General features: G+C 73.7%; 1 protein-coding gene. It reads left to right on the top strand.

Annotation, left to right across the window (positions count from 1 at the left end; translation table 11 throughout):
- Positions 1-87: 87 nt before the first annotated feature.
- Positions 88-13764, top strand: coding sequence for a type I polyketide synthase (locus AB0M30_RS29870; RefSeq protein ID WP_364590238.1), 13677 nt, complete (start codon positions 88-90; stop codon positions 13762-13764).
- The last annotated feature ends 138 nt before the right edge of the window (positions 13765-13902 follow it).

The following is a 13902-nucleotide window of genomic DNA, read 5'->3' on the forward strand; positions in this document are numbered from 1 at the left end:
ACCGATGCCAATTAAGAATAATGCCCCCCCACCACCATCAAAATTTAAAAAACCGCCACCTCCCCGCGTGCCGATACGGAGAAACCGATGCCGAACCCCGCTGACAAGATCGTCGAGGCGCTGCGTGCTTCGCTCAAGGAGGTCGAGCGGCTGCGCGAACAGAACCGGGAGCTGGTCACCGCCTCGAACGCGCCGATCGCGATCGTCGGGATGAGCTGCCGGTTCCCCGGCGGCATCGGCTCGCCCGAGGACCTGTGGGAGGTGCTCGCCGAGGGCCGCGACGTCATCTCCGGCTTCCCCGCGGACCGCGGCTGGGACCTCGGCTCGCTCTCCGGGCCGGGGCACGCCCAGGGCGGCGGGTTCCTCTACGACGCGGCGGACTTCGACGCCGGGTTCTTCGGGATCGCGCCGCGGGACGCGCTCGCCATGGACCCGCAGCAGCGGCTCCTGCTCGAGGGCGCGTGGGAAGTGCTGGAGCGGGCCGGGATCGACCCGGCGAGCCTGCGCGGCAGCCGGACCGGGGTGTTCGTCGGGCTGATGACCCAGTACTACGCCTACGTCCGGCGGGACTGGGACCAGGACCTGGCGGGCCGGTTCCTCGCGGGCAACGCCTCGTCGGTCGCCTCGGGCCGGCTCTCGTACACCTTCGGCTTCGAGGGCCCCGCGATCACGGTGGACACCGCTTGTTCGTCGTCGCTGGTGGCGCTGCACCTCGCCGCGCAGGCCCTCCGCCAGGGCGAGTGCTCGCTGGCGCTGGCCGGCGGGGTCACGGTGATGGCCACCCCCGGGGCATTCCAGGAGTTCAGCGAGCAGGGCGGGCTCTCGCCGGACGGCCGCTGCCGGGCGTTCGCGGCGGCGGCGAACGGGACGGGCTGGAGCGAGGGCATCGGGATGCTCGCGCTCGAACGGCTCTCCGACGCCCGGCGCAACGGTCATCAGGTGCTCGCCGTCGTCCGCGGTTCGGCGGTGAACCAGGACGGCGCCTCGAACGGCCTCACCGCACCGAGCGGCCCTTCGCAGCGCAGGATGATCACCGCGGCGCTCGACAACGCGGGTCTCAAACCGGCCGACATCGACTTCGTCGAGGCCCACGGCACCGGCACCACGCTCGGCGACCCCATCGAGGCGCACGCGCTGCTGGCCACCTACGGCAAGGACCGGCCGGCGGGCCACCCCCTGCGGCTCGGCGCCGTCAAGTCGAACCTCGGGCACACCCAGGCCGCCGCCGGCGTCGCCGGGGTGATCAAGACCGTGCTCGCGATGCGGCACCGGCAGCTGCCGAAGACGCTGCACGTGGACGAGCCGTCCCCGCAGGTCGACTGGTCGGCGGGGGACGTGCGGCTGCTCACCGAGGCCGAGCCGTGGCCGGAAACGGGCAAGCCGGCCCGGGCCGGGGTGTCGGCGTTCGGCGTCGGCGGCACGAACGCCCACGTCGTGCTGGAAGCGGCGCCGGAGGAGGCAGCGGAGGCCGGGGTGACCACGGTGTCTTCGGTGGTGCCGTGGCTGCTTTCGGCCAAGACCGCGGCCGCCCTGCGTGCGCAAGCCGGTGCTTTGCGGTCCATTGTGGACACGGAAGACGCGGCGGTGGTGGGCTCTGCGCTGGCCTCGGCGCGGGCGCGGCTGGAGCACCGCGCGGTGGTACTGGCCGATGACCGGGCCGCGGCGCTGGCCGCGCTGGCGGACGGCGAGCCGGCTCCCGGTGTGGTGTCGGGTGTGGTGGCGGAGGGGAGTTCGGCGTTTCTCTTCTCCGGTCAGGGTGCGCAGCGGCTGGGTGCGGGCCGGGAGCTGTACGACTCGTTCCCGGTGTTCGCCGGCGTGGTCGATGTCGTGTGTGCGCACGTGGATGGCTTGCGCGCGGTGATGTTCGGCGAGGACGCCGAACTCTTGAACCAGACGAAGTACACGCAGGCAGCGTTGTTCGCCATCGAGGTGGCGTTGTTCCGGCTGGTCGAATCGTGGGGCATCCGGCCGGACTTCCTGGTCGGGCATTCGATCGGTGAGCTGGCGGCGGCGCATGTCGCGGGTGTGTTCTCTCTGGAGGACGCGTGTGCGTTGGTGGCTGCGCGCGGCCGGTTGATGCAAGCGCTGCCCGCCGGTGGGGTGATGGTGGCGGTGCAGGCCACCGAGGCCGAGGTGTTGCCTCTGTTGGTCGAGGGTGTGTCGGTGGCGGCGGTGAACGGTCCGTCGTCGGTGGTGCTCTCCGGCGATGAGGACGCGGTCGCCTCGGTGGTCAAGCAGTTCGAGGGGCGCAAGACTCGTCGGTTGTCGGTGAGTCATGCGTTCCATTCGGCTCGGATGGAGCCGATGCTGGCGGAGTTCCGCCGGGTCGCCGAAGCGCTGACCTATCACGCTCCTTCGATTCCGGTCGTGTCGAACGTGACCGGGACACTGGCCGAGGAGCTGACCTCGCCGGAGTATTGGGTCCGGCACGTGCGGGGAACGGTCCGGTTCCACGACGGCGTGACCTATCTGGCTGAGCAGGGGGTGACCCGGTTCCTGGAACTGGGTCCGGACGGTGTGCTGACGGCGATGGCGGCGGAATCCGTCGAGGGAACGTTGGTCTCGGCGCTGCGCAAGGACCGCGCCGAGGAAGAGAGCCTGCTGACGGCGGTGGCGTCGCTGTACGTCGCCGGGCAAGACGTCGACTGGGCGGCGCTGTTCACCGGCGCCGCCCGAATCGACCTGCCCACCTACGCCTTCCAGCACCAGCGCTACTGGCCGGACGCCGACGACACCGCCGCGCCGGTCGACTTCGCGCCGGGCACCGTCGTCGACGACGCTTTCTGGAGCGCCGTCGACCGCGCCGACCTCGACACCCTCGCCGAAACCCTGGGACTGTCCTCGTCCGAGCAGCGGTCCTCCCTCGCAGCGATGGCCCCCGCGCTCGCGTCGTGGCGCCGGCGCACCCAAACGGCGTCCACAGTGGAATCCTGGAACTACCGGGTCCGGTGGAAGCCGGTGCTCCAGGCGCGCGCCGACAAGGTCGAACTGCCGGGCCGCTGGCTGCTCGTGGTGCCGCCTGCCGAGACAGCCGCGGGCCTCGTCGCCGACGTCGAGGAAGCGCTGCGCGAGCACGGCGCCGAAGTCGTGCGCGTCGAGCAGGTTCCCGGCGAACCGGCCCGCCTCCGCGACGTGGCCGCCGACGCGGCCGGCGTTCTCTCCCTGCTCGCGCTGGACGAAACCCCCACCGGCGACGCCGGGGTCTCCCGCGGGCTCGCGGGCACCCTCACCCTGATCCAGGCGCTCGGCGACGCCGGTGTCACGGCGCCGCTGTGGTGCGCCACGAGCGGCGCGGTCTCCGTCGGCCGGTCGGACCGGCCGGCCCACCCGGAGCAGGCCGCGACGTGGGGCCTCGGCCGCAGCGCGGCGCTGGAGCACCCCGACCGCTGGGGTGGCCTGATCGACCTGCCCGGGACCCTCGGCCGCCGGGACCGCGCCCGGCTCGCGGCGGCCCTGCGCGGCATCGGCGACGAGGACCAGCTCGCCGTCCGGCCCTCGGGCACGCTGGTCCGCCGCCTCGTCCCCGCCACGGACGCGGGCCCGGAGCCGACCGGCGGCTGGCAGCCGGCGGGGACCACGCTGATCACCGGCGGCACCGGCGGTCTCGGCGCACTCCTCGCCCGGTCGCTCGCGGAGCGCGGTGCCGAACACCTCGTGCTGGCCGGCCGCCGCGGTCGCGACGCGGCCGGCGCCGCCGAGCTCGAAGCCGAACTGAGCGCGCTCGGCAGCGACGTCACGATCGCCGCCTGCGACGTGGCGGACCGCGACGCGGTCGCCGAGCTGCTGGCCCGCATCGACACCGAGGACCGGCCGCTGCGCTCGGTGATGCACGCCGCGGGCGCCACCCGGTTCACCGCGCTCGCCGAGACGACCGTGACCGAGCTGGCCGGCCTGCTGGCGGGCAAGGCCGGTGGCGCGCGGCACCTCGACGAGCTCCTCGCCGGCCGGGAGCTGGACGCGTTCGTCCTCTTCTCCTCGATCGCGGGCGTGTGGGGCAGTGGCAACCAGGGCGCCTACGCGGCGGCGAACGCGTTCCTCGACGCACTGGCCACCGACCGCCGCGGCCGTGGCCTCGCCGCGACGTCGATCGCCTGGGGACCGTGGTCGAGCGCCGGCATGGCCGCCGACGACGCGACCGAGGCCGAACTGCGGCGGCGCGGGCTCGCCGCGATGCCGCCGTCGCTCGCCCTCACCGCGCTCCTGAACGCCACCGGCCGCGCCGAGCCCGCGCCGGTCGTCGCCGACGTCGACTGGCCCGCGTTCGTCACCGGCTTCACTTCGGCCCGGCCGAGCGCGCTGCTCGCGGACCTGCCGGCGGCCCGGGAACCCTCGGCCGGCGGCACTCCGGGGCAGCCGTCCTCGTGGCGCGACGAACTGACGGCCCTCCCCGCACCGGAGCGGGAACGGCGGCTGCTCGACCTAGTGTGCGCCGAAGCGGCCGCGGCGCTCGGGCACACCTCGGCGGACGCGGTCGACTCCGCACGCGCGTTCCGCGACCTCGGGTTCGACTCGCTGTCCGCGGTGGAGCTGCGCAACCGGCTCGCCGCGGTCACCGGGCTCGAACTCGGCGTCGGCCTCGTCTTCGACCACCCGACCCCCGCCGAACTGGCCCGGCACCTGCGGGCCGAGCTGGACGGGGCGACCGAGCACCGGCCCATCGCGGCTCCGGTGGCGAAGGCCGGCACGGACGACGAGATCGCCATCGTGTCGATGGCCTGCCGCTTCCCCGGCGGGGTGGGCTCGCCGGAAGACCTCTGGCGGCTGGTGGCCGAGGGAGCCGATGCAGTGGCCGGCTTCCCGGTCGACCGGGGCTGGGACCTGGCGGGGCTCTACGACCCCGATTCCACCAGGCCGGGCACCTCGTACGCGAACACCGGCGGCTTCCTGTACGACGCCGGCGAGTTCGACCCGCTGTTCTTCGGCATCTCGCCGCGCGAGGCACTGGCGATGGACCCGCAGCAGCGGCTGTTGCTCGAAGTGTGCTGGGAGGCGGCCGAGCGGGCCGGCATCCCGCCGGCCACGCTGCGCGGCGGCACCGGCGGGGTGTTCATCGGTGCGTCGTCGTCCGGGTACGCGGCGGGCGCGTGGGACCCTGCCGACGAAGCGACGGCGCACCTGCTCACCGGCACGTCGTCGGCGGCGTTGTCCGGCCGGATCGCCTACACCTTCGGGATGGAGGGGCCGGCCGTCACGGTCGACACGGCGTGCTCCTCCTCGCTGGTGGCGCTGCACCTCGCGGCGCAGGCGCTGCGGCAGGGCGAGTGCTCGCTGGCCGTGGTCGGCGGCGTGACCGTGATGGCGGGGCCGGGCGGGTTCATCGAGTTCAGCCGCCAGGGCGGGCTGGCGAGGGACGGCCGCTGCAAGCCGTTCTCGGCCGCCGCCGACGGCACCGGCTGGGGCGAGGGCGTCGGTGTCCTGCTCGTCGAGCGGCTTTCGGACGCGCGGCGGAACGGGCACCCGGTGCTCGCCGTCGTCAAGGGCTCCGCGGTGAACTCCGACGGCGCGTCCAACGGCCTGACCGCCCCCAACGGGCCATCGCAGCAGCGGGTGATCCGGCAGGCGCTCGCGAACGCGGGCCTCGAACCGTCCGATGTGGACGCTGTCGAGGCGCACGGGACGGGCACCACGCTCGGCGACCCGATCGAGGCGGAGGCGATCCTGGCGGCCTACGGCCGGGACCGGGACGTTCCACAGTGGATCGGCTCCGTCAAATCGAACCTCGGGCACACCCAGTCCGCGGCCGGCGTCGCCGGGATCATCAAGATGGTGCTCGCGATGCGGCACGGGATCCTGCCGAAGTCGCTGCACGCGGAGACGGCGACCCCGCACGTCGACTGGTCCGCCGGCAACGTGCGGCTGCTGACCGAGGCGCGGGACTGGCCCGAGACCGGCCGGCCGCGCCGGGCCGCCGTGTCGTCCTTCGGCCTCAGCGGAACGAACGGCCACGTCGTCCTCGAACAGGCGCCCGAGGAGCCGGCCCGGCCCGAGGCCGCGGCGGTGGGTTCGCTCGTCCCGCTGGTGGTGTCGGGCCGTGGCGATGCGGCTCTGCGTGCGCAGGCGGATCGCCTGCTGTCGTTCGTGGACGGTCGTCCGGAGCTGGGCGTGGCGGAGCTGGGTGCGGCGCTGGTGTCGTCGCGGGCGGTCTTCGAGGACCGCGCGGTGGTGCTGGCGGCCGACCGGTCGGAGGCGTTGGCCGGGCTGGCTTCTCTGGCCGCCGGTGAGTCGGCTGCCGGAGTCGTGTCGGGTGGTCGTTCGGCGTTTCTGTTCTCGGGTCAGGGTGCCCAGCGGTTGGGCGCCGGGCGGGAGTTGTATGACGCGTTCCCGGTGTTCGCGGACGTCGTGGACGCGGTGTGTGCGCATGTGGACGGTGAGCTGGATCGTCCTCTGCGTGAGGTGATGTTCGGTGACGACGCCGAGCTGCTGAACCAGACGGTGTACACCCAGGCGGCGCTGTTCGCCGTCGAGGTGGGTTTGTTCCGCCTGCTCGAGTTCTGGGGGATGACCCCGGATTTCCTGGTGGGGCATTCGATCGGCGAGCTGGCGGCAGCGCACGTTGCGGGCGTGTGGTCGTTGGAAGATGCGTGTGCGTTGGTCGCGGCACGTGGCCGGTTGATGCAAGCCCTGCCCATCGGCGGAGCAATGGTCGCGGTGCAGGCTACCGAGGCCGAGGTGCTGCCTCTGCTGGTCGAGGACGTGTCGGTGGCGGCGGTGAACGGCCCGTCATCGGTGGTGCTGTCCGGTGATGAGGACGCGGTCGACGCGGTCGTCCAACGTTTCGAGGGCCGGAAGACTCGCCGGCTGTCGGTGAGTCACGCGTTCCATTCGGCCCGGATGGAGCCGATGCTGGCGGAGTTCCGCCGGGTGGCGGAATCGTTGACTTATCACGCGCCTTCGATCCCGGTCGTCTCCAATGTGACCGGGACGCTGGCCGAAGAACTTTCCTCGCCGGAGTATTGGGTCCGGCATGTGCGCGGAACGGTCCGGTTCCACGACGGCGTCAGCTATCTGGCCGAGCGCGGGGTGACCCGGTTCCTGGAACTCGGGCCTGATGGTGTGCTGACCGCGATGGCGGCGGAATCCGTCGAGGGCACGGTGGTGTCGGCGCTGCGGAAGGACCGGGCCGAGGAAGAGAACCTGCTGGCGGCGGTGGCTTCGCTGTACGTCGTCGGGCAGGACGTCGACTGGTCGGCGCTGTTCACCGGTACCGCCCGGATCGACCTGCCCACGTATGCCTTCCAGCACCAGCGCTACTGGATCGACGCGGCTCCGGCCGGCCGGGCCGCGATCACCGCGGAATCCACGTACTACGAGGAGCGGTGGCAGCCGGTCGCCGGGCGCACCGCCGAACCCGGGGCGCCGTGGCTGCTCGCCGCCGCCGAGGACGAGGTCGCCCGCCGGATCGCGGAAACCCTGGCCCAGCAGGGCATCGAGGCCAGGACCGTGCCGGTGGGACCGGGTGACGGGCCACTCGCCCTCGCTGAGCGGCTGCGGGACGCGGCCACCGGCGAGCCGGTCGCCGGAATCCTGTCGCTCGCCGCGTTCGACCCCGCGGCCGGGCTCGCGGCGACCACGGTGCTGCTCCGCGCGCTCGACGACGCCGGCCTCGACGCCCCGCTCTGGTGCGCCACCACGGGAGCCGTCTCGGTCGGGGACACCGACGACGTCCGGAACCCCGCGCAGAACGGGATCTGGGGCCTCGGGCGGGTCGCCGCGATGGAGCGGCCGGACCAGTGGGGCGGGCTCGTCGACCTCCCCGCCCGGATCGACACCGGCGCGGTCGCCGTCCTGGCCGGCGTGCTGACCGCCCCCGGCGGCGAGGACCAGTTCGCGATCCGCGACGCGGGGTTGTTCGTGCGCCGGCTCGCCCACGCCGAGCTCGCCGACCCGCCCGAGGCCGGGCCGTGGCGGCCGAGCGGGACGGTCCTCGTCGTCGGCGGCACCGGCGCGCTGGGCGCGCAGACCGCGAAGTGGGCCGCCCGCACGGGCGCCGCACACCTCCTGCTCACCAGCAGGCGCGGGCCCGATGCGCCCGGCGTGCCCGAGCTGACGGCCGAGCTCGAGGAGCTCGGGGCCGAGGTCACCGTCGTCGCCTGCGACGCGGCCGACCGGACCGCGCTCGGCGAGCTGCTGGCCGGCATCCCCGAGCGGCACCCGCTGACCGCGGTCGTCCACGCGGCCGGCGTCGTCGACGACGGCGTGCTCGCGTCGCTGACGCCCGAGCGGCTCGCCGGCGTCCTCGGCCCGAAGGTCGACGCCGCCCGCCACCTCGACGAGCTGACCGACGCCCTCGACCTCGACGCGTTCGTGCTGTTCTCGTCGTTCGCGGGCACGTTCGGCGGGCCGGGGCAGGGCGCCTACGCCGCCGCGAACGCCACCCTCGACGCGCTCGCGCAAGCCCGCCGCGCCCGGGGCCGGCGTGCGACCTCGATCGCCTGGGGACCGTGGGCCGGCGGCGGGATGGCCGCCGAGCAGTCGGCCGCCGAACGGCGGCACCGCACCGGCATGACCCCGCTGACGCCCGAAAAAGCGTTCACCGCCATGCAGCGCGCGGTGACCGACGGCCGGCCGCTGCTCGCCGTCGTCGACGTCGACTGGTCGCGGATCCCGCCGATCCCGCTGGTCGCCGACCTGCCGGAAGTCGCCGCGGCGGCCGAGCGAGCGAAGTCCGCGACCGCCGAGCCGGCGCTGCGCCGCGAACTGGCGGGGCTGCCGGCGAACGAGCGGACCCGCCGGGTCCGCGAGCTGGTCGCCGCGCAGGTCGCGCGGGTGCTCGGCTTCGCGTCCGGAGACGACATCGGCGTGTCGAAGCCGTTCTCCGACCTCGGCTTCGACTCGCTGACCGCGATCGAGCTGCGCAACGCGCTCGGCGCCGCGGCCGGGCTGAGCCTGCCCGCGACGCTGATCTACGACTACCCGACCACCGCGGCCCTCGCGGACCACCTGCGCGACGAGCTCACCGGCACCGCCGCCGAGGAAACCCCGGTCGCGGCGGGCGCCGCCGCCGACGAGCCGATCGCCATCGTCGGGATGAGCTGCCGGTTCCCCGGCGGCGTCGACTCGCCGGAGTCGCTGTGGCGGCTGCTGGCCGAGGGCGCCGACGCGATCGCGCCGTTCCCCGCGGAACGCGGCTGGGACCTCGAATCGCTGTACGACCCGGACCCGGACCACGCCGGCACCTCGTACGTGCGGGAGGGCGGCTTCCTCAGCGGCGTCGCGGACTTCGACCCGGCGTTCTTCGAGATCTCGCCGCGCGAGGCGCTGGCCATGGACCCGCAGCAGCGGCTGCTGCTGGAGACCGCGTGGGAGACGATCGAGCGGGCCGGGATCGACCCGCGGTCGCTCAAGGGCAGCAGCACCGGCGTCTTCGCGGGCACCAACGGCCAGGACTACGGCTCGCTGCTGCACCATTCGGAAGACCGCGTCGACGGCTATCTGGCCACCGGCAGCTCGGCCAGTGTGGTGTCGGGACGGCTCTCCTACACCCTCGGTCTCGAAGGGCCGGCGGTGACGGTGGACACGGCGTGCTCGGCGTCGCTGGTGGCCCTGCACCTCGCCGCGCAGGCGTTGCGCAGCGGCGAGTGCGACCTGGCGCTCGCCGGCGGAGCGACCGTCATGTCGACGCCGTCGGTGTTCATGGAGTTCAGCCGGCAGCGCGGGCTCTCGACGGACGGCCGCTGCAAGCCGTTCTCCGACGACGCCGACGGCACCGCGTGGGGCGAAGGCGTCGGGGTGCTGCTGGTCGAGCGGCTGTCGGACGCCCGCCGCAACGGACACCCGGTGCTGGCCGTCGTCCGCGGTTCGGCGGTGAACCAGGACGGCGCGTCGAACGGCCTGACCGCGCCGAACGGTCCTTCGCAGCGGCGGGTCATCCGCCAGGCCCTCGCGAACGCCGGGCTCGAACCGTCCGATGTGGACGTCGTCGAGGCGCACGGCACCGGGACGACACTGGGGGACCCGATCGAGGCGCAGGCGCTGCTCGCCACCTACGGACAGGACCGGACCGCGCCGCTGTGGCTCGGGTCGATCAAGTCGAACATCGGGCACACCCAGGCCGCCGCCGGCGTGGCGGGCGTGATGAAGATGGTGCTCGCCCTGCACCACGGGACGTTGCCGCGAACGCTGCACGTCACCGAGCCGTCGTCGCACGTGGACTGGTCGGCGGGTTCGGTCGAGCTGCTGACCGGCTCGCGGGAGTGGACACCGGGCGAGCGGGTCCGGCGGGCCGGGATCTCCTCGTTCGGTGTGAGCGGCACGAACGCGCACGTGATCGTGGAGGAACCGCCGGCGGCCGAGGAGCCCGGGAGCGACGGCGGCTCCCGCCCGGTCGTGGCCTGGCCGCTGTCGGCCCGCTCCGGCGAGGCGTTGCGCGCGCTGGCCGGATCGCTGGCTTCGCGGCTCGCCGACCGGCCGGACCGCCCGGTGGACGTGGGCTTCTCGCTGGCGACCGCGCGGTCTTCCTTCGAGCGCCGGGCCGTCGTGGTAGGCGCCGACCCGGCCGGGTTGCTGGCCGGTGTGACGGCGCTCGCCGAGGGCAAGGCGGGCGCGGTGGAAGGCAGCGCGGACGTCGACGGCCGGACGGTCTTCGTGTTCCCGGGCCAGGGTGCGCAGTGGGTCGGAATGGCGCTGGAGCTGGTGGAGTCTTCGCCGGTGTTCGCGGCGCGGATGACGGAATGTGCGGAGGCGCTGGGGGAATTTGTCGATTGGTCGCTTCTCGATGTGCTCGCCGACGCGGAGATGTTGGCGCGGGTCGACGTCGTGCAGCCGGTGTCGTTCGCGGCGATGGTGTCGCTGGCGGCGTTGTGGCGGTCCTACGGGATCGAGCCGGACGCTGTGGTGGGCCATTCGCAGGGCGAGATCGCCGCGGCGTGTGTGTCCGGGGCGCTTTCGCTCGCCGACGCCGCCCGGGTGGTGGCGTTGCGGAGCCGGGCGATCGATGAGTCGTTGTCGGGCAAAGGCGGCATGGTGTCGGTCGCGCTGCCCGAACCGGTGGCGCGGGAGCGGATCGCCCCGTGGGGTTCGCGGATTTCGGTTGCGGTGGTGAACGGTCCGTCGTCAGTCGTGGTGTCGGGCGAAGTCGCGGCGTTGGAAGAGCTGGTGGCCTCGTGTGAGGCCGACGATGTGCGCGTCAAGCGGATCGCGGTGGACTATGCGTCGCATTCGGGGCAGGTGGAGGACCTGAAGGGCCGGTTGCTGGCCGATCTGGCGCCGATCCGGCCGCAGCCGGGGAACGTGCCGTTCTTCTCGACGGTGACGGGGGATTGGCTGGACACGGCCGAGCTGGACGCCGGCTACTGGTTCACGAACCTGCGGGACACGGTGGTGTTCGAGTCGGCTGTTCGTACGTTGTCCGGTGCGGGGTACGCGGCGTTCGTCGAGGTGAGCGCGCATCCGGTGCTGACGATGGCGGTGCAGGAGACCCTGGAAGAGGCCGGGAGCGGCCCGTCGGTGGCCGTCGGCACGTTGCGCCGCGGCGAAGGCGGCCTGGACCGGTTCTTGACCTCGGTGGCCGAGCTGCACGTGCGGGGCATCAGCCCGGATTGGGACGCCGTGTTCGCGGCACACGAGCCGCGACGGGTCGACCTGCCGACGTATCCCTTCCAGCGACAGCGGTACTGGCCGACCATCGCCGTCGGCTCGGCGCCGGTGAAGGCCGGGGAGCCCGCCGACGCCGAGTTCTGGAACGCCGTCGAAAGCGGCGATCTCGCCTCGCTGGCCGGCGAACTGGCCGTCGGCGAGGGCGAGCTCGGCGCGGTGCTGCCCGCGCTGTCGACCTGGCGGCGCAAGCACCGGGAAACCGCCACCATCGACTCCTGGCGGTACCGCATCGCCTGGAAGGCGAAGCCGGAAGGACCCGCCCCGGCGCTCGGCTCGCGGGTGTTCCTGCTCGTGGTCCCCGCGACGCTGCGCGAGCACGAGCAGGTGCGAGGCTGTGTCGACGCGCTCACCGCGGCGGGCGCCGAGGTGACGACGATGGCCGTCACCGGCCGCGAGGCCCTCGACCCCGCCACACTCGCCGGGCACGCCCCCGACGGCGTGCTGTCCCTGCTCGGTCTCGACGAAGAGCCGGACCCGGCGCAGCCGACGCTGTCCCGCGGCCTCACCGCGACCCTGCGCCTGATCCAGGCGCTCGGCGAGGCCGGCGTCACGGCGCCGCTGTGGCTCGCGTCCCAGGGTGCGGTGGCCACGCACCGCGCCGACCACCTCGTCTCGCCGGGCCAAGCGCAGCTCTGGGGGCTCGGCCGGGTGTTCGGCCTCGAACACCCCGACCGCTGGGGCGGGCTCGTCGACCTGCCCGCGTCGTGGGACGCGACCGCGCACCGGCGGTTCGCGGCCGTCCTGTCCGGTGTGGACGGTGAGGATCAGGTCGCCGTGCGCGACTCCGGGGTCTTCCTGCGCCGGCTCGTGCACGACCCGCTCGGCGACCGGGTCCCCGGCCGCGCCTGGGCACCCACCGGCACGGCCCTGGTGACCGGCGGCACCGGCGCCATCGGCGGGCACCTCGCGCGGTGGCTCGCCCAGGCCGGCGCCGAGCACCTGGTGCTGACCTCACGCGCCGGTTCGGCCGCGCCGGGCGCGACCGAGCTCGCGGCGGAACTGGCCGGCCTCGGCGCCCGGGTGACGATCGCGGCGTGCGACGTCGCCGACCGCGACGCGCTGGCGAACCTCCTGGACAAGCTCGCCGCCGACGGCGAGCAGGTTCGCACGGTGATCCACGCCGCCGGTGTCTCGACCCCGGCCGTGCTCGCGTCGACCACCCCGGCCGAGGTCGCGGCCACGATGGCGGCGAAGGTCGCGGGTGCGCGCAACCTCGACGAACTGCTGGCCGACGAACACCTCGACACCCTGGTGTTCCTGTCGTCGAACGCGGGGGTCTGGGGCAGCGGCAGCCAGGGCGCGTACGCGGCGGCCAACGCCTTCCTCGACGCGCTCGCCGAACATCAGCGCTCGCGTGGGGTACGGGCGACCTCGGTCGCCTGGGGCGCTTGGGCCGGCGGCGGGATGGTCTCGGACCAGGCGGACGAGGAGCAGCTGAGCCGGCGCGGTGTCCACGCGATGCCGACCGAGCTGGCGCTGGCCGCGCTGCGGCAGGTGCTCGACCACGACGAGACCTTCGTCGCGGTCGCCGACGTCGACTGGGCCTTGTTCGCCCCCGGCTTCACCATGGCACGGCCGCGGCCGTTGCTCGACGAGCTGCCCGAGGTCCGCGCGGCCCTCGCGGAGGCGGAGCCCGCCGTGGCGGGGGACCGGGGCGCGGCGCTCACCGCCGAGCTCGCCGGCCTCCCGCCCGCCCAGCGGCGCCGGGTCCTGCTCGACCTCGTGCTCGACCACGTCGCCGCGGTGCTCGGCCACGCCGCCGGCAGCGCGCTCGACCCGGACCGGCCGTTCAAGGAGATCGGGTTCGACTCGCTCACCGCGGTCGAGCTCCGCAACCGGCTGACCGGGGCCACCGGGCTGAAACTGCCCGCGTCGCTCGTGTTCGACCGGCCGACGCCGAACGCGCTGGCCGAGTTCGTCGACGGCGAGCTGGGCGGCGGCGGCGAGGTGTCGGTGCTCGCCGAGCTGGAGCGGATCGAGTCCCTGATTTCAAGAATTTCCCCAGATGATGGTGCGCACCCCCTCGTCCTCTCCCGCCTTCGGACCATGCTGTCGGTGTTGGGTGAAGGTCAGGACAGGACGGATGGCGCCACCGTTGCGGAGAAGCTCGACTCAGCCACCGACGACGAGATTTTCGAGTTCATCAACAAGGAGCTCGGCCGGTCTTGACCCCACATGGCGGACATTTCGCCGTGTGGCCAACGACAAGACCCGAGGCGAGCCGGCCGCGATCGCGGTCCCGGCTCGCCCCAGCCGCATGCTTTCGGCCGTTTCGGCATCCACCCGGCGCAGTAGTGCACAGGCGAG

This window comes from Amycolatopsis sp. NPDC051716 (genome assembly GCF_040681595.1).
Taxonomy (GTDB): domain Bacteria; phylum Actinomycetota; class Actinomycetes; order Mycobacteriales; family Pseudonocardiaceae; genus Amycolatopsis.

Excerpts from the sequence above, each read along its gene's own strand:
- AB0M30_RS29870 (WP_364590238.1), top strand. The coding sequence starts at position 88 with ATGCCGAACCCCGCTGACAAGATCGTCGAGGCGCTGCGTGCTTCGCTC.